Origin of the sequence: Paracoccus sp. Arc7-R13 (assembly GCF_004010775.1) — a bacterium.
GTDB lineage: Bacteria > Pseudomonadota > Alphaproteobacteria > Rhodobacterales > Rhodobacteraceae > Paracoccus > Paracoccus marcusii.
The window spans coordinates 1,879,779-1,899,494 of sequence record NZ_CP034810.1; the positions used below are offsets into that span (position 1 = coordinate 1,879,779).

19 protein-coding genes are annotated in these 19,716 nt (G+C 68.8%); 14 read left to right on the forward strand and 5 right to left on the reverse strand.

Going from position 1 to position 19,716, the window contains the following annotated elements:
- Positions 1–27 precede the first annotated feature (27 nt).
- From EOJ32_RS09350 to ispG, 5 genes are all read left to right on the forward strand, one after another.
- Positions 28–243, forward strand: coding sequence for a SlyX family protein (locus EOJ32_RS09350; RefSeq protein ID WP_127898374.1), 216 nt, complete (start codon positions 28–30; stop codon positions 241–243).
- A 163-nt stretch (positions 244–406) separates the two neighbouring features.
- Complete coding sequence (locus EOJ32_RS09355) at positions 407–1,699, forward strand: adenylosuccinate synthase (RefSeq protein ID WP_127898375.1); 1,293 nt, start codon at positions 407–409, stop codon at positions 1,697–1,699.
- 87 nt (positions 1,700–1,786) lie between these two features.
- Positions 1,787–1,996 carry a DUF2842 domain-containing protein gene (locus tag EOJ32_RS09360; RefSeq protein WP_045980810.1) on the forward strand — a complete coding sequence of 70 codons (210 nt, stop codon included), beginning with the start codon at positions 1,787–1,789 and terminating at the stop codon, positions 1,994–1,996.
- 8 nt (positions 1,997–2,004) lie between these two features.
- Entirely contained in the window at positions 2,005–2,667 is a 663-nt protein-coding gene (locus EOJ32_RS09365) for a thiamine diphosphokinase (protein WP_045980811.1), read from the forward strand.
- A gap of 62 nt (positions 2,668–2,729) precedes the next feature.
- Positions 2,730–3,863 (forward strand): flavodoxin-dependent (E)-4-hydroxy-3-methylbut-2-enyl-diphosphate synthase, encoded by a 1,134-nt coding sequence (gene ispG, locus EOJ32_RS09370; protein WP_045980812.1) that lies wholly within the window; start codon positions 2,730–2,732, stop codon positions 3,861–3,863.
- Positions 3,864–3,925: 62 nt separating this feature from the next.
- Here the strand turns inward: ispG and moaA are convergent, their stop codons facing one another.
- Positions 3,926–4,933: a GTP 3',8-cyclase MoaA gene (moaA, locus tag EOJ32_RS09375; protein WP_127898376.1), complete on the reverse strand. Its 1,008-nt coding sequence runs from the start codon at positions 4,931–4,933 to the stop codon at positions 3,926–3,928.
- A gap of 117 nt (positions 4,934–5,050) precedes the next feature.
- Between moaA and EOJ32_RS09380 the strand changes: the two genes are divergently transcribed.
- Positions 5,051–5,530: a hypothetical protein gene (locus EOJ32_RS09380; protein ID WP_045999307.1), complete on the forward strand. Its 480-nt coding sequence runs from the start codon at positions 5,051–5,053 to the stop codon at positions 5,528–5,530.
- Here EOJ32_RS09380 and EOJ32_RS09385 read toward each other — a convergent pair.
- Positions 5,518–6,231: a DNA alkylation repair protein gene (locus EOJ32_RS09385; RefSeq protein WP_127898377.1), complete on the reverse strand. Its 714-nt coding sequence runs from the start codon at positions 6,229–6,231 to the stop codon at positions 5,518–5,520. The genes EOJ32_RS09380 and EOJ32_RS09385 overlap by 13 nt on opposite strands.
- 119 nt (positions 6,232–6,350) lie before the next feature.
- Here EOJ32_RS09385 and aroA point away from each other — a divergent pair, with 119 nt between their 5' ends.
- Complete coding sequence (gene aroA / locus EOJ32_RS09390) at positions 6,351–7,682, forward strand: 3-phosphoshikimate 1-carboxyvinyltransferase (protein ID WP_127898378.1); 1,332 nt, start codon at positions 6,351–6,353, stop codon at positions 7,680–7,682.
- On the opposite strand, the gene EOJ32_RS09395 is transcribed toward aroA, so the two are convergent.
- Both EOJ32_RS09395 and EOJ32_RS09400 read right to left on the reverse strand, forming a co-directional pair.
- A complete protein-coding gene (locus tag EOJ32_RS09395; RefSeq protein ID WP_127898379.1) occupies positions 7,679–9,565 on the reverse strand; it encodes a propionyl-CoA synthetase in 1,887 nt (628 codons plus the stop codon). The genes aroA and EOJ32_RS09395 overlap by 4 nt on opposite strands.
- Before the next feature lie 174 nt (positions 9,566–9,739).
- Positions 9,740–12,019 carry an NADP-dependent malic enzyme gene (locus EOJ32_RS09400; protein ID WP_127898380.1) on the reverse strand — a complete coding sequence of 760 codons (2,280 nt, stop codon included), beginning with the start codon at positions 12,017–12,019 and terminating at the stop codon, positions 9,740–9,742.
- A 142-nt stretch (positions 12,020–12,161) separates the two neighbouring features.
- Here EOJ32_RS09400 and EOJ32_RS09405 point away from each other — a divergent pair, with 142 nt between their 5' ends.
- The 6 genes from EOJ32_RS09405 (at position 12,162) to EOJ32_RS09430 (ending at position 17,650) form a co-directional block, all read left to right on the forward strand.
- The gene (locus tag EOJ32_RS09405) at positions 12,162–12,560 is read left to right on the forward strand and encodes a cytidine deaminase (RefSeq protein WP_045980818.1); all 399 of its coding nucleotides are present in this window, start codon (positions 12,162–12,164) and stop codon (positions 12,558–12,560) included.
- Entirely contained in the window at positions 12,557–13,840 is a 1,284-nt protein-coding gene (locus tag EOJ32_RS09410; protein WP_127898381.1) for a thymidine phosphorylase, read from the forward strand. The genes EOJ32_RS09405 and EOJ32_RS09410 overlap by 4 nt, the downstream gene beginning before the upstream one ends.
- Positions 13,837–15,015 carry a phosphopentomutase gene (locus EOJ32_RS09415; RefSeq protein ID WP_127898382.1) on the forward strand — a complete coding sequence of 393 codons (1,179 nt, stop codon included), beginning with the start codon at positions 13,837–13,839 and terminating at the stop codon, positions 15,013–15,015. Before EOJ32_RS09410 ends, EOJ32_RS09415 begins: the two co-directional genes overlap by 4 nt.
- A complete protein-coding gene (locus EOJ32_RS09420) occupies positions 15,006–15,971 on the forward strand; it encodes an adenosine deaminase (protein WP_205963214.1) in 966 nt (321 codons plus the stop codon). The genes EOJ32_RS09415 and EOJ32_RS09420 overlap by 10 nt, the downstream gene beginning before the upstream one ends.
- The gene (upp, locus tag EOJ32_RS09425; RefSeq protein WP_176695016.1) at positions 15,971–16,600 is read left to right on the forward strand and encodes a uracil phosphoribosyltransferase; all 630 of its coding nucleotides are present in this window, start codon (positions 15,971–15,973) and stop codon (positions 16,598–16,600) included. The genes EOJ32_RS09420 and upp overlap by 1 nt, the downstream gene beginning before the upstream one ends.
- Positions 16,601–16,669: 69 nt before the next feature.
- Positions 16,670–17,650 carry an SPOR domain-containing protein gene (locus EOJ32_RS09430; RefSeq protein WP_127898384.1) on the forward strand — a complete coding sequence of 327 codons (981 nt, stop codon included), beginning with the start codon at positions 16,670–16,672 and terminating at the stop codon, positions 17,648–17,650.
- Here the strand turns inward: EOJ32_RS09430 and hemE are convergent.
- Positions 17,647–18,675 carry a uroporphyrinogen decarboxylase gene (hemE, locus tag EOJ32_RS09435; RefSeq protein ID WP_127898385.1) on the reverse strand — a complete coding sequence of 343 codons (1,029 nt, stop codon included), beginning with the start codon at positions 18,673–18,675 and terminating at the stop codon, positions 17,647–17,649. The genes EOJ32_RS09430 and hemE overlap by 4 nt on opposite strands.
- Before the next feature lie 74 nt (positions 18,676–18,749).
- Between hemE and hemC the strand changes: the two genes are divergently transcribed.
- Positions 18,750–19,688, forward strand: coding sequence for a hydroxymethylbilane synthase (gene hemC, locus EOJ32_RS09440; RefSeq protein WP_127898386.1), 939 nt, complete (start codon positions 18,750–18,752; stop codon positions 19,686–19,688).
- The last annotated feature ends 28 nt before the right edge of the window (positions 19,689–19,716 follow it).

The window sequence follows — 19,716 nt, forward strand, 5'->3', positions numbered from 1 at the left end:
GGCGCCGCTGTAACGGAAGGTGACGACATGGACAAGCAGCAGGACCGCCTGCATCAGCTGGAGGAGGCCTTGGCCCATCTGACGCGGCTGACGGATGAGCTGTCCGAGGTCATCGCCCGACAGGACCGCGACCTTGCCCGCGTCACCCGCCGCCTGGATCAACTGCTGCTGGCCGAGGCCGAGCGTCAGGCTGATGCGGCGGGCAGTGTCGCGATGGCCGACCAGCGCCCGCCGCATTACTGAGACCGTCCGCTTCTTCTTTGACCAAATACCCTCCGGGGGTCCGGGGGGCGAAGCGCCCCCGGCGGCCGCCCCCGGCAGGGTCCCGACAAAGCGGCTTTCCCCGCCGTGCCCGATGCGCTAATGCCGGGCTGAAAAGAACTTCGGACAACGAAAAGGATCGCTCATGGCCAATGTTGTGGTTGTCGGAGCCCAGTGGGGCGACGAGGGCAAGGGCAAGATCGTCGACTGGCTTTCGGAACGCGCCGATGTCATCGCGCGCTTTCAGGGCGGTCACAATGCCGGCCACACGCTGGTCATCGGCGACAAGGTCTTCAAGCTCTCGCTGCTGCCCTCGGGGATCGTGCGCGAGAACAAGCTGGCCGTGATCGGCAACGGTGTCGTGCTGGACCCCTGGGCGCTTTTCTCGGAGATCGACAAGCTGGCGGGGCAGGGCGTCGCCATCTCGACCGAGAACCTGATGATCGCAGAGAACACGCCGCTGATCCTGCCGCTGCATCAGGACCTAGACAAGCTGCGCGAGGAGGCCGCCGGCAAGGCCAAGATCGGCACGACCGGCCGCGGCATCGGCCCCGCCTATGAGGACAAGGTCGGCCGCCGCACGATCCGCGTCGCCGACCTGGCCGACGAGGAGACGCTGGACAGCCGTCTGGACCGCCTGCTGGCCCACCACGACGCGCTGCGCGCGGGTCTTGGCGCCACGCCGATCGACCGCGCCGAGCTGAAGGCCAAGCTGATGGAGGTGGCGCCCAAGCTGCTGCCCTATGCCCAGCCCGTCTGGAAGATCATGGGCGACGCCCGCAAGGCCGGAAAACGGATTCTGTTCGAGGGTGCGCAGGGATCGCTGCTGGACATCGATTTTGGCACCTATCCCTATGTCACCTCGTCCACGACGACGTCGGGGGCGGCGGCCAGTGGCACCGGCATGGGGCCGGGCGCGATCGGCTTTGTCCTTGGCATCGTCAAGGCATACACCACCCGCGTGGGCGAAGGTCCGTTCCCGTCGGAACTCGATGACGCAGACGGCCAGCGCCTTGGCGAGCGGGGCCACGAGTTCGGCACCGTCACGGGCCGCAAGCGCCGCTGCGGCTGGTTCGACGCGGTGCTGGTGCGCCAGACCTGCGCGATCAGCGGCGTGAACGGGATCGCGTTGACCAAGCTAGACGTGCTGGACGGGTTCGACACGCTGAAGATCTGCACCGGCTACGAGATCGACGGCGTGACGTATGACTATCTGCCGACGGCGGCCGCGCTGCAGGCCAAGGTGCGCCCGATCTACGAGGAGATGGAAGGCTGGCACGAATCGACCGCCGGGGCGCGCAGCTGGGCCGACCTGCCAGCCGCCGCGATCAAGTACGTGCGCCGCGTCGAGGAGTTGATCCAGTGCCCCGTGGCGATGCTGTCGACCAGCCCGGAGCGTGACGACACGATCCTGGTGACCGATCCCTTCGCCGACTGATTGCGTCCCGCGACGTGCCGGGGGACATCCTGTCCCCCGGACCCCCTTGGGGCGCGTTCGGGGATACCGAGGAAAGAGCCAGACGACATGGAACTGAAGACCCGCAAGCGGCTGTCCATCCTGATCCTGGTGATCGGCATGCCCGCCTATGTCGTCGCGGCGGTGTCGCTGATGAACTGGCTGGACGGGCGGTTCGGACGCCAGCCGATCTGGATCGAGCTGCTGATCTATGTCGCGCTTGGCGTACTGTGGGCGCTGCCGTTCAAGCGCGTCTTCAGCGGCGTCGGCAAGGGCTGAGGGCGGGAATGGTGGACCAGCCCCGACCGGTCCGCCACCTGCGCGGGGTCACCGTGATCGGCGGCGGCATGGTGACGCCCGCCGATCTGTCGGTGGCGCTGTCGGTCGCGCCCCTGCTGGTCGCCGCGGATGGGGGTGCGGACCGGGCGCTGGCCCTGGGGCACGCGCCGGACTGGGTGATCGGGGACCTGGACAGCATCTCGGACCCGGCGCGGCGGTCGGTTCCGGCCGCCCGCGTGCTGGAGGTAGCCGAGCAGGACAGCACGGATTTCGCCAAATGCCTAGGACGAATCGACGCGCCGCTGGTCATGGCGGTGGGTTTTGCGGGGCTGCGCCTGGACCATACGCTGGCCGCGCTGACGGTGATGGTCCAGCCCGGCGTTCCGCGCGTCGTCATGCTGGCCAGCGATGACGTGATCGTGCTGTGCCCGCCGCGCCTGACCCTGCCGCTGATGCCCGGGACGCGGGTGTCGCTGTACCCGATGGGACCGGCGCGCGGCAGCAGCCAGGGCCTGGAATGGCCCATCGACGGGATCGATTTCGCACCGGGCCAGCGGGTCGGCACCTCGAACCGGGCGACGGGGCTGGTCAGCCTGCGGGTGCAGGGGCCGATGCTGCTGATGCTGCCCCGAGACTGTCTTGGAACGGTGCTGACGGCGATGCAGCGCTGAGGGGGCGGTTGTCGTTGCGGCCTGCATGGCTTATCTGAGGGGCGAACCCCCGGAGGCCTGCCATGTCGCTGAACCCGATCCGTCCCTGGCGCAACATCGAGCGCCGCAAGTCGCGCCAGATCATGGTGGGCAAGGTCCCCGTCGGCGGCGATGCCCCGATCAGCGTGCAGACCATGACCAACACCAACGGCCACGACGTCAAGGCGACCCTGGCCCAGGTCATCGCCGCCGCAGATGCCGGCGCCGACATCGTGCGCATCAGCGCCCCGGACCAGGAGACCACGCGCGCGCTGCGCGAGATCTGCCGCGAGAGCCCTGTGCCGATCGTCGCCGACATCCATTTCCACTACAAGCGCGCCATCGAGGCTGCCGAGGCGGGCGCCGCCTGTCTGCGCATCAACCCCGGCAACATCGGGGACGAAAGCCGCGTGCGCGAGGTCATCAAGGCGGCCAAGGACCACGGCTGTTCGATCCGCATCGGCGTGAATGCAGGCAGTTTGGAAAAGCACCTGCTGGAGAAATATGGCGAGCCCTGTCCCGACGCGATGGTCGAGAGCGGGCTGGACCATATCAAGATCCTGCAGGACAACGACTTCCATGAATTCAAGATCAGCGTGAAGGCCAGCGACGTGTTCCTGTCGGCTGCGGCCTATCAGCAGCTGTCAGAGGCGACGGACGCGCCGATCCATCTGGGCATCACCGAGGCGGGCGGGTTCGTCGGCGGCACCGTCAAGTCGGCGGTGGGCCTGGGCAACCTTCTGTGGATGGGGATCGGCGACACGATCCGCGTCAGCCTGTCAGCCGATCCGGTCGAGGAGGTCAAGGTCGGCTTCGAGATCCTGAAATCGCTTGGCCTGCGGACGCGCGGGGTGCAGATCATCAGCTGTCCCAGCTGCGCACGGCAGGGCTTTGACGTGATCCGCACGGTCGAGGCGCTGGAAAAGCGGCTGGAGCACATCAAGACGCCGATGAGCCTGTCGATCATCGGTTGCGTGGTGAACGGACCGGGCGAGGCGCTGATGACCGATCTGGGATTCACCGGCGGCGGGGCCGGGTCGGGCATGGTCTACATGGCCGGCAAGCAGAGCCACAAGCTGTCGAACGACCAGATGGTCGATCACATCGTCCGGCTGGTCGAGGAACGGGCCGAGGTCCTGGACGCCGAGGCACGCGCCGCGGAAGCCGCCGCCGAGTAGGGTTGCGTCCCGCGAGGGCCGGGGGCGCTGGCGCCCTCCGGACCCCCCGCAGGCGCGCCCTGTCAGCCGCCGGTATGGCTCATGTGGCGGGTCATCTGGCCTGCGACGCCTTGGCGGGAATAGTCGAAGTCGTGACCCTTGGGTTTGCGCGCGATGGCCGCGCGGATCGTCTGGCGCAGGGCCTCGTCGTCGGCGCTGGCGCGCAGGGGCGCGCGCAGGTCGGCGTTGTCCTCTTGGCCCAGGCACATGAACAGCTCTCCGGTGCAGGTGACGCGCACGCGGTTGCAGCTTTCGCAGAAATTATGGGTCAGGGGCGTGATGAAGCCGATCCTTTGTCCGGTCTGCGCCAGCCTGACATAACGGGCCGGGCCACCCGTGCGTTCGGCAAGATCCAGCAGCGTAAAGCGTTCGGCCAGCCGGGCGCGCAGGTCGGACAGGGGCCAGTACTGGTCCAGCCGGTCCTCCTCTCCCATCTCGCCCATAGGCATCACCTCGATGAAGGTCAGGTCGTGACCCTCGTCGCCGCACCATTGCACCAGATCGAACAGCTCGCTGTCGTTGACGCCCTTGAGGGCTACGGCGTTGATCTTGACGCGCAGGCCGGCAGCGGTCGCGGCCCGGATCCCCTCCAGCACCTGGGGCAGGCGGCCCCACCGGGTGATTGCCGAGAACTTGTCGGCGTCCAGCGTGTCCAGCGACACGTTCACGCGCCGGACACCGATATCGGCCAGTTCCGCCGCATGGCGGGCCAGCTGGCTGCCGTTGGTGGTCAGGGTCAGCTCGTCCAGGCCGTTCCCCAGGTGACGCGACACGTTGCGGAAAAAGCCCATGATGCCACGACGGACCAGAGGCTCTCCGCCGGTGATGCGCAGCTTGCGCACGCCTAGGCCAATAAAGGCGGTGGACAGGCGGTCCAGCTCCTCCAGCGTCAGTAGGTCGGCCTTGGGCAGGAACTGCATGTGTTCCGCCATGCAATAGACGCATCGGAAATCGCAGCGGTCGGTGACCGACACCCGCAGATAGGTGATGGGCCGGGCAAACGGGTCGATCAGGGGCGGGTGCATGTCCATCCCCCTTATCTAGGCGCGCCGGACTGCGGTCACAAGGCGGGGATTCGTGGGTCGGGTGGTGGACCTTGCCACGCTGGCGTGACTAATCTGCGGCAACGATGATTGAAGGAGACGCCGATGCGCCTGATCCCCCTTGCCGTCCTGGGCCTGTCGCTGGCCGGATGCACCCAGATGGCTGCGACGATGAACCGGCCCGAAGCGCCCAAGGCGACGGCGGCCCAGACCGCGGCCGCGACGGCCGTGACGCGCGCGCCCAGCCCCCGGCCCGCGGCACGCGCGACACCCGCACAGCTGGACACCACGACGCCAGAACAGCGCGTGGCCGCCGCCCAGGCCCCGGCCACGGCCGAGACGCGGCTTGGCACGACCGTCGGATCGCTTGGCAACCCGTCCGAGGGTGGGTTCTGGATGAAGACGCCCCTGGTCGATGCGCCCGTGCAGGGGCGCATCGTGAACCCCGCCACGGGCAAGTCGGCGCAGGTCGAGTTGCGGCCCCTGTCGGGATCGGGCACGGGCAGCCAGGTCTCGCTGCCGGCACTGCAGCTGCTGGGCGTGCCGCTGACCGACCTGCCGACGCTGGAAGTCTACCGCTCCTGATCGCCGTCGGGGCGGGGCGCGTCGTCGGATTGCGGCGCGTCCTCGGCCAGGGGTTCAGGCTGCGGTTCGGGCGCGGCCATCGCCTCATGGGCGCTGTGCCAGACGGCGACGCGGTCCGGGTCGCGCTTTTCCAGGTTGCGCAGCCACAGCTTGGCCGCCTGACGCACGCCGCCGTGACGGTCGGACGCCAGGCGCAGCATCAGCTGCAGAACCTTTTCCCGAATCTCCAGGTCCTCGGGTTTGGGGTTGTTCATCTTGGCCCAGGGTAGCGTGGCCAGCATCACGCCCCGGCGCAGCCACGGGTTCCGGCTGCCGGCCCATGCCGTGATCTGATCCAGGCGGGTCGGATCGGCGACCACGCGACGCGCGGCGGCGGTCATCACCGCATCGTCGATCTCGGCCCCGTCAATCTGCGGCGCCCAGTCCATGATCGCGGCCCAGGCCGCGTCGTCGGGCCGCATCCGGGCCTGCACCAGCAGGCGGGCGGCGGCCAGGCGGGCCTCGTGGACGTCGCTGTCCCACAGCGCCTCGGCCAGCGCGATGCGCGCGTCCAGATCGCGTTCCGCGCGCCATTCGGCGACGACCTCCTCCAGGGCGGCGGGGGTGATGCCCAGGGTCTCTCGATCACGCTTGTGGCGTGCACTGGCGCGGGCGGCGCGTTCGGGGTCGGCCAGGTCGCGCAGCCGGTCCAGTTCCTGCATGGGATTCTCCAATCCGTGATTGGCCCCCTTCTAGGGCGCAGGGGCGCCGGCCTCAAGATGATGGTGGCAGGGGCGCGCCGGGCGGGCTAAAAGGCGCGGCAAAACCACGAGGTAGGCCCATGTCGCATTCCGCAGACCCCCGTCCGATGACCGCCCGCCGCACCGGCCCCCTGACGGGCGAGGCGCTGGTGCCGGGGGACAAGTCGATCAGCCACCGCGCCTTGATCCTGGGCGCGATGGCCGTCGGAGAGACGCGCATCACCGGTCTGCTGGAGGGCCAGGACGTGCTGGACACCGCCCGCGCCATGCAGGCGCTTGGTGCGCAGGTGACGCAGCACGGGCCGGGGGAATGGTCGGTGCATGGTGTGGGCGTGGGCGGCTTCTCCAGCCCGGCCGAGGTGATCGATTGCGGCAATTCGGGCACCGGCGTGCGTCTGATCATGGGTGCGGTCGCGACCACGCCGATCAGCGTGACCTTCACCGGCGACGCCAGCCTGTCGCGTCGTCCGATGGCGCGGGTGACGGACCCGCTGTCGCAATTCGGCACCCAGATCACCGCGCGCGAGGGCGGGCGTCTGCCCATCACCATCCAGGGCGCGGCCGATCCGGTGCCCGTCACCTATCGCACCCCCGTGGCCAGCGCCCAGATCAAGTCGGCGATCCTGCTGGCCGGGCTGAATGCGCCAGGGGACACGGTGGTGATCGAATCCGAACCGACGCGCGATCATTCCGAACGCATGCTGGCCGGGTTCGGCGCGCAGATCCGGACCGAGACCACGCCTGACGGCCACAAGATCACCCTGACCGGCCGCCCCGAACTGCGCCCGCAGCCCGTGGCCGTGCCGCGCGATCCGTCCAGTGCGGCCTTTCCGGTGGCTGCGGCGCTGATCGTGCCGGGGTCCGAAATTCGCGTGCCGGGCGTCAGCCGGAACCCGACGCGGGACGGCCTGTACGTGACCCTGCTAGAGATGGGCGCCGACATCACCTTCGAGAACCCGCGCGAGGAGGGCGGAGAGCCCGTGGCCGACCTGCTGGTGCGCCACGGCCCGCTGAAGGGCGTGACCGTCCCGGCCGATCGTGCGGCCAGCATGATCGACGAATTCCCGATCCTGTCGGTGATCGCCGCGTTCGCCGAAGGCACCACGGTGATGAACGGCGTCGCGGAACTGCGCGTCAAGGAAAGCGACCGGATCGACGCGATGGCCGTGGGCCTGCGCGCGAACGGCGTCACGGTCGAGGACACGCGCGACACCATGACCGTTCACGGCGCGGCGCAGGTGGCGGGCGGCGGCCATGCGGTGACCCATCTGGACCACCGCATTGCCATGAGCTTCCTGATCCTGGGCCTTGCGACCCAGCAGCCCGTCACCATCGACGACGCGGGGCCGATCACCACGTCCTTTCCCGACTTCGTGCCGCTGATGACCCGCTTGGGCGCGACGCTGGACTAGGCGGGATAGCCGATCCCGGCCAGGGATCGGCGGATCTCGTCCAGGATGGCGGGGTCGTCGATGGTGGCGGGCGCCTTGACCGTCTCACCGTCCGCGATCTTGGCCATGGTCGCGCGCAGGATCTTGCCCGACCGCGTCTTGGGCAGGCGGTCGACGACGCAGGCGGTCTTGAAGGCCGCGACGGGCCCGATGCGGTCGCGGACCATGCGCACCACCTCGGCCACGACCTGGGCATGCTCGGTCTCGACCCCCTTCTTCAGGCACAAAAGGCCCAGGGGTGCCTGTCCCTTCAGCGGATCGGCGACCCCGATCACCGCGCATTCCGCGACGGCAGGATGGCTGGACAGAACCTCTTCCATGCTGCCCGTGGACAGGCGGTGGCCCGCGACGTTGATGACGTCGTCGGTGCGCGCCATGATCCAGACATAGCCGTCATCGTCGACGTAACCCGCATCCCCGGTCTCATAGAAGCCGGGGAAATGCTGCAGATAGGCGCGGTTGAACCGATCCTCGGCATTCCAGAGCGTGGGCAGGGTGCCGGGCGGCAGGGGCAGCTTGATCGCGATCGCGCCCAGGGTGCCGGGTGCGACCGGGTGCCCGGCCTCGTCCAGGACCTGCACGTCGTAGCCGGGCATGGGCAGGGTCGGGCTGCCTTTTTTCACGGGCATCAGCCCCGCACCGAAGGGGTTCGCGGCGATGGGCCAGCCGGTCTCCGTCTGCCACCAGTGGTCGATCACCGGCACCTTGACCCGATCCTCGGCCCAGGTGACGGTGTCGGGGTCGGCGCGCTCGCCCGCCAGGAACAGGGCCTGCAGGCCGGACAGGTCGTACTTTCCTACCAACCTGCCGTCCGGGTCGTCGCGCTTGACCGCACGGATGGCGGTGGGCGCGGTGAAGAAGGACTTGACCTTGTGATCCGCGATCACCCGCCAGAACGTACCCGCGTCGGGGGTGCCGACGGGCTTGCCTTCGAACACCACGGTCGTCGCGCCCGCGATCAGCGGCCCATAGACGATATAGCTGTGCCCCACGACCCAGCCCACGTCGGACGCGACCCAGAACACGTCGCCCGGCCCGATGCCATAGATGTTCGGCACGCTCCACGCCAGGGCGACCAGATGCCCCGCAGTATGGCGCACGACGCCCTTTGGCTGGCCCGTCGTCCCCGAGGTGTAGAGGATATAGGCCGGGTGGTTCCCCTCGACCGGGACGCAGTCGGCAGGCTGCGCGTCCGCTACCGCCTGGCGCCAGTCCAGATCGCGGCCCGCCACCATGTCGGCCGCGCATACGGGGCGCTGGAACACGATTGTGAAGTCCGGCTTGTGGGCGGCCTCGTCGATGGCGCGGTCCATCAGCGGCTTGTAGGGGACGACGCGACCCGGCTCTAGCCCGCAGCTTGCGGCGATGATCGCGCGGGGCTTGGCGTCGTCGATGCGCACCGCCAGTTCATGCGCGGCGAACCCGCCGAAGACGACCGAATGGATAGCCCCGATCCGGGCGCACGCCAGCATCGCCTGCAGCGCCTCGGGGATCATCGGCATGTAGATGATGACCCGGTCGCCCTTGCCGATGCCGCGCGCGGCCAGCACACCCGCCAGCCGGGCCACCTGGTCCTGCAGCTGGGCATAGGTCAGGCGACTGACGCTGCCGGTCATCGGGCTGTCGTGGATCACCGCCAGGCGGTCGCCGTGACCGCCCGCGACATGGCGGTCGATGGCGTTCCAGCAGGTGTTCACCATGCCGTCGGCGAACCATTCCCCGGCGGGGCCCTGGTCGAAATGCGCGCGGCTTGGGGGCTGGGTCCAGTCGATGGCATCGGCGGCCTGCATCCAGAACGCCTCGGGATCGGCCTTCCAGCGCGCGTAGAGATCTTGATAGGACATGGACTCCCCTCCCTGAACCTGGGTTTTGTTACGCAGGAAGGGGGGCGTCGCGCAACCTTGTTAGCGGCGTGACCATGCGCTGATTAGCAGAAATCCGGCGATCGTGTTTGCAAACAGAACGGCGCAGCAAATCCTCCTTTGCCGCGCCGCAGTATTTGCAAAAATGTCGCCGAATCAGCCGTAATGCGTGACCGGAGTGCCGGCCAGCACAGACATGTTCAGCAGGCCGCGCGTGGTGATCGAGGGTGTCACGATATGGGCGCGGTTGCCCATGCCCATCAGGATCGGCCCGACCTCCAGGCCGCCCGCGCGCATCTTCAGCGCGTTGCGGACGCCCGATGCGGCGTCGGTGCCCGCAAAGACCAGCACGTTCGCCACACCCTGCAGCCGCGAGGTCGGGAAGATGCGTTCGCGCAGCTCGGGGTCCAGCGCCGCGTCCACATGCATCTCGCCGTCATACATGAAGTCGGGCTCGCGTGCGTCCAGCAGCGCCAGGGCGTCGCGCATCTTGCGGCCGGAATAGCTGTCGGTGTTGCCGAACTGCGAATGGCTGCACAGGGCGATCTTGGGCGTCAGGCCAAACCGGCGGACGTGACGCGCGGCGCCCATCACCGTCTCCATGACCTGCTGGGGCGTGGGGTCGTTGTGGCACTGGGTGTCCGCGATGAACAGCGGCCCGTCTTCCAGGATGATCATCGACAGTGCGCCGACCGGGTGCAGCCCGTCGCGGGCGAGGATCTGGCGCACGTATTGCAGGTGCCAGCTGTACTGTCCGAACGTGCCGCAGATCAGGCTGTCGGCCTCGGCCCGGTGCACCATGACGGCGCCGATGGCGGTGGTGTTGGTGCGCATGATCGCGCGGGCGATGTCGGGGCTGACCCCGCGCCGCGCCATGATGCCGTGATACGTTTCCCAATAGTCGCGATAGCGGGGGTCGTTCTCGGGGTTCACGATCTCGAAGTCGACATCCGGACGGATCGGCAGGCCCGCGCGTTCGGCGCGGGTGGCGATCACGTCGGGGCGGCCGATCAGGATCGGGACATCGGTCGTCTCCTCCAGCATGGCATTGGCGGCGCGCAGGACACGTTCGTCCTCGCCCTCGGCAAAGACGATGCGGCGCGTGGCGGTGGCCGCGGCCTCGAAGACCGGGCGCATGATCAGCGCCGATCGGAAGACCGATCCGTCCAGCTTCTGCTTGTAGGCGGCCATGTCGTCCAGGGGCCGGGTCGCAACGCCCGTCTCCATCGCGGCGCGGGCCACGGCGGATGACACGACGCCCATCAGGCGCGGATCGAAGGGTTTGGGGATCAGATAGTCGGCGCCGAAGGTCAGCGTCTCGCCGCGATAGGCCGCGGCGGCCTCGGCCGCGGTGGTCGCGCGGGCCAGGGCGGCGATGCCCTCGATGCAGGCGATCTTCATCTCGTCGTTGATGGTGGTCGCGCCGACGTCCAGCGCGCCGCGGAAGATGAAGGGGAAGCACAGGACGTTGTTGACCTGGTTCGGGAAATCGCTGCGCCCGGTGGCGATGATCGCGTCGGGGGCAACGGCGCGGGCCGCGTCGGGGTCGATTTCCGGGTTCGGGTTCGCCAGCGCGAAGATGATCGGGCGCGGGGCCATGCGGCCGACCATCTCGGGCGTCAGAACGCCCGGACCGGACAGGCCCAGGAACAGGTCGGCGCCGTCGATCACCTCGGTCAGGCTGCGCTTGTCCGAGGCTTGGGCATAGGCGGCCTTCTGCGGGTTCATGTCGATGTCGCGGCTCTCATGGACCAGCCCGTGGATGTCGCACAGCCAGACGTTCTCGCGCTTGACGCCCAGTTTCAGCAGCATGTTCAGGCAGGCGATGCCCGCCGCCCCGCCGCCGGTCGAGACGATCTTGATGTCCTCGAACCGCTTGCCGGCGATGCGCAGCGCATTGGTCGCGGCCGCGCCCACCACGATGGCGGTGCCGTGCTGGTCGTCGTGAAAGACCGGGATGTTCATCCGCTCGCGGCAGATCTGTTCGACGATGAAGCAGTCGGGGGCCTTGATGTCCTCAAGGTTCACCGCGCCGAAGGTCGGCTCCAGCGCGCAGACGATCTCGGCCAGCTTGACCGGATCGGGCTCGTTCACCTCGATGTCGAAGCAGTCGATGTTGGCGAATTTCTTGAACAGGACCGCCTTGCCCTCCATCACCGGCTTGGAGGCCAGCGCGCCGATGTTGCCCAGGCCCAGGACGGCCGTGCCGTTCGAGATGACGGCCACCAGGTTGCCCTTGGTGGTATAGCGTGCGGCGGTTGCGGGATCGGCCTTGATCTCCAGGCAGGCTTCGGCGACGCCGGGGGAATAGGCGCGGGCCAGGTCGCGGCCATTGGCCATCGGCTTGGTCGCGCGGATCTCCAGTTTGCCCGGTCGCGGGAACTCGTGATAATCCAGCGCGGCCTGTCTTGCGCTGTCCTGCCTGCGGTCTTCCATCTTTCGCCCCTCCGGTTTCGGAATTGGTTTACCGTTAAACCATTCTGACGTCGGGGAACAGCGGGGTTCTGCGCGCCCGCGCGCGTCTTGCACAACCCCGCCCGCGGGCGCAGATTGGCGGCCAGATCGAACGGGGTGAACCATGACGACGTCATTGCTGGATGCGGCGCGCGACGTGCGCGAACGGGCCTATGTGCCCTATTCGAAATTCAAGGTCGGCGCGGCCATCCGCGGCGCGTCGGGCACCGTCTATCGCGGCTGCAACGTCGAGAACGTGGCCTATCCCGAAGGCACCTGCGCCGAGGCCGGGGCCATCGCCGCGATGGTCGCCGCCGGAGAGACGGAGTTGATCGAGGTCGCCGTCATCGCCGACAGCCCGACCCCCGTGCCGCCCTGCGGCGGCTGCCGCCAGAAACTGGCTGAATTCGCATCCGCAGAGGTGTCGGTCCTGCTGGCCACGACCGACGGCGCGCAGATGCACACGACCGTGGGCGACCTGCTGCCCGGCCGGTTCGACGCGGGCCACATGGCGCGCACATGACGGATCCGCGTCCTGTCATATCGGCGATCCGCGACGGGCGGGGCCTGGACGGGCCGGGCGCGGCGCTGATCGCGCAGGGGCTGGCCGACGGGTCGGTCAGCGACGCGCAGGCGGGTGCCTTTGCGATGGCGGTACTGACCAAGGGCGTCGGACCTGCGGGCCGCGTGGCGCTGACGCGCGCCATGCGCGATTCGGGGCATGTCCTGCAATGGGACCTGTCGGGCCCGGTGGTGGACAAGCATTCGACCGGCGGCATCGGCGATACGGTGTCGCTGGTGCTGGCGCCGCTTCTGGCCGCGCGCGGGGTGTTCGTGCCGATGATCTCGGGTCGCGGCCTGGGCCATACGGGTGGCACGCTGGACAAGCTGGAGGCGATCCCCGGCTATCTGTGCGACCAGCCGGAGGATGACTTCCGCCGCATCGTGCGCACCGTCGGCTGCGCGATCGTCGCGGCCACGGGCGACGTGGCCCCTGCGGACCGTCGCCTGTACGCGATCCGTGACGAATCGGGGACGGTGGAATCGATCGACCTGATCACCGCATCGATCCTGTCGAAGAAGCTGGCGGCGGGGCTGGATGCGCTGGTCCTGGACGTCAAGGCGGGGTCGGGCGCCATCCTGAAGAAGGCCGACAGCGCCGGCCGGCTGGCCCAGGCCCTGGTCGAGACCGCGAACGGGGCGGGCTGCCGCACCTCTGCTTTCATCACCGACATGGATCAGCCGCTGGCCCGCAGCGCCGGCAATGCGCTGGAGGTGGCAGAGGCGATCCGCGCCCTGCGGGGCGAGGCCGGGGCGCTGCGCGACCTGACGCTGGCGCTGGCGGCGGAATGCCTGACGCTGGCGGGACGGTCCGCGGACGGTCTGGCCGACACGCTGGACAGCGGTGCCGCAGCCGAGGTGTTCGGCCGCATGGTCGCGGCCCAGGGCGGACCGCGCGACCTGCTGGACCGCCCCGAGGCGCATCTGGCCCGCGCGCCGCTGATCCTGTCCATTCCCGCGCCAGACGCCGGGCGCGTGGGGCGCATCGACGTGACCGCGCTTGGCCACGCGGTCCTGGCGCTTGGCGGTGGACGCGTGCGCGCGGCCGAGGCGATCGACCACCGCGTGGGCCTGGACCGCCTGGCCAAGCTGGGAGAGGAGGTCGGCCCCGACCGCCCCCTGGGCATGGTCCACGCCGCCGACGACACGGCGGCACAGGTAGCCATCGCCGCCGTGCAGGCCGCCTATGTCCTGGGCGACGGCCAGCCCGGCCCACTGATCCGCGACCGGATCGGCGCATGAGCCGGGCGTTCCTGATCGTCATGGACAGCGTGGGCATCGGCGGCGCGCCCGATGCCCACGCCTTCTTCAACGACGGTCGCCCCGATACCGGTACGAACACCGTCGGGCATATCGCGCAGGCGCGTCCGCTGCGGATGCCGGTGCTGGACGGGCTGGGGCTTGGGGCGGCGGTGCGGCTGGCCTCGGGCGCGGATGCACCGGGTCTGGGCGCCGAACCCCGCGGCCTGTGGGGCGCGGCATCAGAGGTGTCGCACGGCAAGGACACCCCCTCCGGCCACTGGGAGATCGCGGGCGTCCCCGTGCCGTGGGATTGGACTTATTTCCCCGACGCCGACCCCGCCTTTCCTGCCGACGTGACCGCGCGGATCTGCCAGCTGGCAGGGACCGACGGCATCCTGGGCAATTGCCACGCATCTGGCACGCAGGTCATCGACGACTTCGGCGCCCGGCATCTGCAGACCGGCTGGCCGATCTGCTATACCTCGGCCGACAGCGTGCTGCAGATCGCGGCGCATGAGGAGGCGTTCGGCCTGGACCGCCTGATCGCGCTGTGCCGCGACCTGTCACCGATACTGCACGCGATGCGCGTGGGCCGGGTCATCGCGCGCCCCTTTGTCGGCCAGCCCGGCGCGTTCCGTCGCACCGGCAACCGCCGCGATTTCGCGATCGCGCCGCCGGGCGACACCATCCTGGACATCGCGCAGGGTGCGGGGCGGGTCACCCATGCCATCGGCAAGATCGGCGACATCTTCAGCCATCGCGGCATCACCCGCCTGCACAAGGGCGCCGATGACGCGGCCCTGGCCGAACACCTGGTCCGGCTTGGCACCCAGGCCGAACCCGGCAGCCTGACATTCGCGAACTTCGTCGAATTCGACACCAATTTCGGCCACAGGCGGGACATTCCCGGCTATGCCACGCAACTGGAATGGTTCGACGGTGTCGCGGGCCGGTTCCTGGCGACGCTGTCGCCCGGCGATCTGGCGATCTTCACCGCCGATCACGGCAATGACCCGTCCTGGTCCGGCACCGATCACACCCGCGAGCGCGCCCCCGTGCTGGGCTGGGGCGCGGGCGTGCGCGGCGTGGGGCAGGTGGGTTTTGCGGATATCGGCGCCTCGATCGTTGCGCATCTGGGGCTGCCCGCCCCCCGACACGGGACATCATTCCTATGAAGAAGATCGAACTGCACCTGCATCTGGAGGGCGCCGCGCCACCCGATTTCATCCGCGGTCTGGCCAAGGAAAAACGCGCCGACCTGTCCGGCGTCTTCGACGAGCGCGGGCATTACGCCTATGACGACTTTCCGGGCTTCCTGCGCTGCTACGAGGCCGCGACCAGCGTCATCAACGGCCCGCGCGACTACGCCCGCCTGCTGGCCGAGGTGCTGGACCGCTGCGCCGAGGAGGGCGTGGTCTATGCGGAACTGTTCGTCTCGCCGGAGTTCTGCGGCGGTGCGGACCTGTCGGCCTGGCGCGATCATCTGGCCGCGATGACCGAGGTCGCGGACCGCGCCCGGGCGGATGGCATCGACAGCCGCGGCATCGTCACCGCGATTCGTCACTTCGGCGCGGATCGTGCGCGCAAAACCGCGCGCTGTGCTGCCGAGACCGCGGGCGGCTGGATCACCGGCTTTGGCATGGGCGGGGCCGAACAGGTCGGCCGGGCCACCGATTACGCCTGGAGCTTTGACTGCGCGGCAGAGGCCGGGTTGGGCCTGACCTGCCATGCAGGCGAATGGGGCGGCCCCGACAGCGTCCGGCAGGCGCTGGACCTGGGCTGCACCCGCATCGGGCATGGCGTGCAGGCGATCGACGACCCTGCGCTGGTGCGCGACCTGGTCGAGCGCGGCGTGACGCTGGAGGTGTGTCCGGGATCGAACATCGCGCTTGGGGTCTATCCGTCCTGGGGCGCCCATCCCATCGCGCGGCTGGCCGATACCGGGGTTCGGGTCACCGTGTCCACCGACGATCCGCCGTTCTTCCACACGACGATGCGCCATGAATACGATCGGCTTGCGTCGACCTTTGGCTGGGGCGATACCGAGTTCCGACAGATCAACCAGTGGGCTGCCGACGCCGCGTTCTGCGATGCGTCCACCCGCGACTGCCTGAAAAAGGAATTCGCCTGATGCAACACCTGACCGTCGTCGACCACCCGCTGGTTCAGCACAAGCTGTCGATCATGCGCCAAAAAGAGGTGTCCACCGCCGGTTTCCGCCGCCTTCTGCGCGAGATCAGCCTGCTTCTGGCCTATGAGGTCACGCGAGAGCTGGAGCTGACCACCATGCACATCGAGACGCCCATGTGCGAGATGGAGGCCCCAACGCTGGAGGGCAAGAAGCTGGCCCTGATCTCGATCCTGCGGGCCGGAAATGGGCTGATGGACGGCATCCTGGAGCTGATCCCCGGCGCGCGCGTGGGCTTTGTCGGCCTCTATCGCGACCCCGAGACGCTGAAGCCGGTCGAATACTACTGCAAGGTGCCGCGCGAACTGGACGCGCGGATGACCATCGTGGTGGACCCGATGCTGGCCACGGGCAATTCGTCGGTCGCGGCCATCGACATGCTGAAAGAGCGCGGCGCCAAGAACATGCGCTTCCTGTGCCTGTTGGCTGCGCCCGAAGGCGTCGAACGCATGCGCGAGGCGCATCCGGACGTGCCGATCTTCACGGCGGCGCTGGACGAACGACTGGACGATCACGGCTATATCGTCCCGGGTCTGGGCGATGCCGGCGACCGGATGTTCGGCACGAAATAAGGCCGCCCGTTAACCGCCGTTTCACGGTTCTGCGCTAGGTCTGGGGCAGGACAACGGAATGGATGGCAGATGATCGGGCACTTGCGGGTCTTGGCGATGCTTTTGCTGGGCGGGGCGGCGCAGGCCGCTCCGACGCCACCGCCCCCCGCCGATTTCGCGGGGACGCAGTATATAGACGGCAACGGCTGCGTCTTCACCCGCAGCGGCACCGACTGGACCGCGCGCCAGGATGGGCAAGGGCAGGCGCTGTGCGGCTTTCCCCCCAGTCTGGACGTCCGGCGCACGGACCCGCTGACCGAACGGGCGCTGCCACTGACCCAGGCACCGCCGCCCGATGTCGAAACCATGCTGCTGGAACAGCTGTCGCGCGACCTGCGCCCCGGCGAATGGACCGCGGACCCGGCCCCGGCCGAAACCCGCGCGGAACCGGCCGCGTCGCGGGTGCCCGATCCGATCCACACCGCGCTGCAGGATGCCCTGACCATGGCGCCGACGCTGCGCGAGGCCACCGGCCTTTCGGGCAGCCCGGAGCTGTGCGCGCGCCTTGGCTACAAGCCGGACCCGTCGGCATCCGCGCAGGGCTCTACCTTGGGGCTGTGTCCCGGCATGCGCGCGGCCACCGCGACGGCGTCGTTGACCACGGGAGTGACCGCGGCACCGCCACGGCCAGACCCGGCAGCCGTCAGGACGGCCCCGGCGGCGCGGCCGACGGTTGCCGCGACCCCGCGCGCCACCGCCCGTCGTGCGACCTCACGGACCCCTGCGGCGCCCGTCGCCGCCGCGCCCAAGCCGGTGGCTGTGCCGGGACCCGAGATGATCCCGGCGTCGGCGCGGTATGTTCAGGTCGGTGCCTATGGCGACGAGGGGAACGCGATGATCGTGCTGCGGGCGCTGGCCGCGCGCGGCTATCCGACGGGGCAGGGGCGAACAACGGATAGGACGAAATCGCTGCGGCTGATCATGGCGGGACCCTTCACCGACCGGCAGGCCCTGATCGCCGCGCTGAACGATCTGCGGGCGAACGGCTATCCCAAGGCGGTGGCGCGCTAGGCGCTGCGCACCGCCTCGATCATCCGGGCGACGTTGTCGGGATCGGCGTCAGGCGTGATCCCGTGACCCAGGTTGAAGACATGCGGACCGCCGCGTAGGGCGCGGGTGATCCGCTGCGCCTCGGCGACAAGTTCGGGCCCGCCCATGACCATGTGCCGCGGGTCCATGTTGCCTTGGACGCAGCCCTCGGTCTGGACGTGGCGGGCGGCCCAATCGGTCGACACCGAATTGTCCAGCGCGACGCAGTCGGCTCCGACCGCCGCCCGAAACCCGACATAACGCTCGCCCGCCTCACGGGGGAATGCGATGACAGGCACGCCGGGATGACGCGCCTTCAGCGCGGCGATGATCCGCTTGACCGGAGCGATCGCGAAGTCGTCGAAATCTTGGCCCTTCAGGCTGCCGGCCCAGCTGTCGAACAGCTTGACGACTTCGGCCCCGGCCTCGATCTGGCGTGACAGGTAATGGATCGTCGCATCCGTGATCAGGTCGATCAACGCGGCGAATGTCGCGCGGTCCTGATCCTTCAGCAGATGCGCCGGTCCCTGATCCTTGGTGCCGCGGCCGGCGACCATATAAGTTGCGACCGTCCATGGCGCGCCGGCAAAGCCGATCAGGGCGGTTTCCCGCGGCAGTTCGCGTGACAGGATCCGCAGCGTCTCATAGACGGGTGCCAGCTGCGCATCGACCTGATCCGCCGGTTTCAGCCGCGCCAAATCCGATGCCCTGGTCACGGTGGACAGCCGCGGTCCCTCTCCGGTGACGAACCACAGGTCGGCGCCCAGGGCCTGGGGGATCAGCAGGATGTCGGCAAAAAGGATCGCGGCATCAAAGCCAAAGCGGCGGATCGGCTGCAGCGTGACCTCGGCGGCAAGGTCGGGATTGTAGCAGAGCGACAGGAAATCGCCCGCCTGCGCGCGCGTCGCACGGTATTCCGGCAGATAACGCCCGGCTTGGCGCATCATCCAGATCGGCGGGGTGGGCAGTGTCTCGCCGGCCAGGGCGCGCAGCAGAAGTTTGGTCATGGGGCCTCCTGCGCCCCTTGAAGGTCAGGCGACAGGCGTTGTCAAGCGCAGCCCCGGCGGCTATGCCGTGGCGCATGACACAGATGCCCACCCCCACCCGACCGCTTCGGATCGGCACGCGCGGATCGGTCCTGGCCTTGGCACAGGCCCATGAGACGCGTGATCGCCTGATGGCTGCGCATGGCCTTCCGCAGGACGTGTTCCAGATCGTTCCGATCAAGACCACCGGCGACCGCGTCCTGGACCGCCCCCTGTCGCAGATCGGCGGCAAGGGCCTGTTCACCCGCGAGATCGAGGAGGCCTTGACCGAGGGCGCGATCGACATCGCCGTGCATTCAATGAAGGACATGCCCACGCTGCAACCGGACGGCTTGGTCATCGACTGCCTGCTGCCGCGGGAGGATGTTCGGGACGCCTTCGTCAGCCCGCACGTAGCCTCGATCACCGCGCTGCCGCAGGGCGCGGTCGTTGGTTCCTCCAGCCTGCGGCGGCGCGCCCAATTGGCACACCGTCGTCCCGATCTGCAGTTGGTGGAATTCCGGGGGAATGTGCAGACGCGCCTGCAGAAGCTTGCAGACGGGGTGGCCGTGGCGACCTTCCTGGCAATGGCAGGACTGTCGCGGCTGGACATGCGTCATGTCGCCCAAAGCGCCATCGATCCGGACGAGATGCTGCCCGCTGTCGCACAGGGGGCCATCGGCATCGAGCGCCGTGCCGACGATCAGGGCTGTGCGATGCTGCTGTCGTCGATCAACGATCCGCTGACGGCACTGCGGATCGAGGCAGAGCGCGCGTTCCTGCGCCGTTTGGACGGATCCTGCCAGACGCCCATCGCGGGGCTTGCTACGCTGGATGGCGACCGCATGACGCTGCGCGGCGAAATCTTGCGCCCGGATGGCAGCGAGGTCGTCGCCGGTGTCCGTGATGGTCTGACATCGGATGGTGCGGCCATGGGAACGGATCTGGCGGAGGAGCTGCTGTCCCGCGCCGGACCCGGCTTTCTGATCGCCTGAGGATATGCCGGGGCACAGCCCCGGCAAG

Bases quoted from the DNA above. Each gene is read 5' to 3' on its own strand.
- EOJ32_RS09350 (WP_127898374.1), top strand. From the start codon at position 28: ATGGACAAGCAGCAGGACCGCCTGCATCAGCTGGAGGAGGCCTTGGCC.
- EOJ32_RS09355 (WP_127898375.1), top strand. From the start codon at position 407: ATGGCCAATGTTGTGGTTGTCGGAGCCCAGTGGGGCGACGAGGGCAAG.
- EOJ32_RS09360 (WP_045980810.1), top strand. From the start codon at position 1,787: ATGGAACTGAAGACCCGCAAGCGGCTGTCCATCCTGATCCTGGTGATC.
- EOJ32_RS09365 (WP_045980811.1), top strand. From the start codon at position 2,005: ATGGTGGACCAGCCCCGACCGGTCCGCCACCTGCGCGGGGTCACCGTG.
- ispG (WP_045980812.1), top strand. From the start codon at position 2,730: ATGTCGCTGAACCCGATCCGTCCCTGGCGCAACATCGAGCGCCGCAAG.
- moaA (WP_127898376.1), bottom strand. From the start codon at position 4,933: ATGGACATGCACCCGCCCCTGATCGACCCGTTTGCCCGGCCCATCACC.
- EOJ32_RS09380 (WP_045999307.1), top strand. From the start codon at position 5,051: ATGCGCCTGATCCCCCTTGCCGTCCTGGGCCTGTCGCTGGCCGGATGC.
- EOJ32_RS09385 (WP_127898377.1), bottom strand. From the start codon at position 6,231: ATGCAGGAACTGGACCGGCTGCGCGACCTGGCCGACCCCGAACGCGCC.
- aroA (WP_127898378.1), top strand. From the start codon at position 6,351: ATGTCGCATTCCGCAGACCCCCGTCCGATGACCGCCCGCCGCACCGGC.
- EOJ32_RS09395 (WP_127898379.1), bottom strand. From the start codon at position 9,565: ATGTCCTATCAAGATCTCTACGCGCGCTGGAAGGCCGATCCCGAGGCG.
- EOJ32_RS09400 (WP_127898380.1), bottom strand. From the start codon at position 12,019: ATGGAAGACCGCAGGCAGGACAGCGCAAGACAGGCCGCGCTGGATTAT.
- EOJ32_RS09405 (WP_045980818.1), top strand. From the start codon at position 12,162: ATGACGACGTCATTGCTGGATGCGGCGCGCGACGTGCGCGAACGGGCC.
- EOJ32_RS09410 (WP_127898381.1), top strand. From the start codon at position 12,557: ATGACGGATCCGCGTCCTGTCATATCGGCGATCCGCGACGGGCGGGGC.
- EOJ32_RS09415 (WP_127898382.1), top strand. From the start codon at position 13,837: ATGAGCCGGGCGTTCCTGATCGTCATGGACAGCGTGGGCATCGGCGGC.
- upp (WP_176695016.1), top strand. From the start codon at position 15,971: ATGCAACACCTGACCGTCGTCGACCACCCGCTGGTTCAGCACAAGCTG.
- EOJ32_RS09430 (WP_127898384.1), top strand. From the start codon at position 16,670: ATGATCGGGCACTTGCGGGTCTTGGCGATGCTTTTGCTGGGCGGGGCG.
- hemE (WP_127898385.1), bottom strand. From the start codon at position 18,675: ATGACCAAACTTCTGCTGCGCGCCCTGGCCGGCGAGACACTGCCCACC.
- hemC (WP_127898386.1), top strand. From the start codon at position 18,750: ATGACACAGATGCCCACCCCCACCCGACCGCTTCGGATCGGCACGCGC.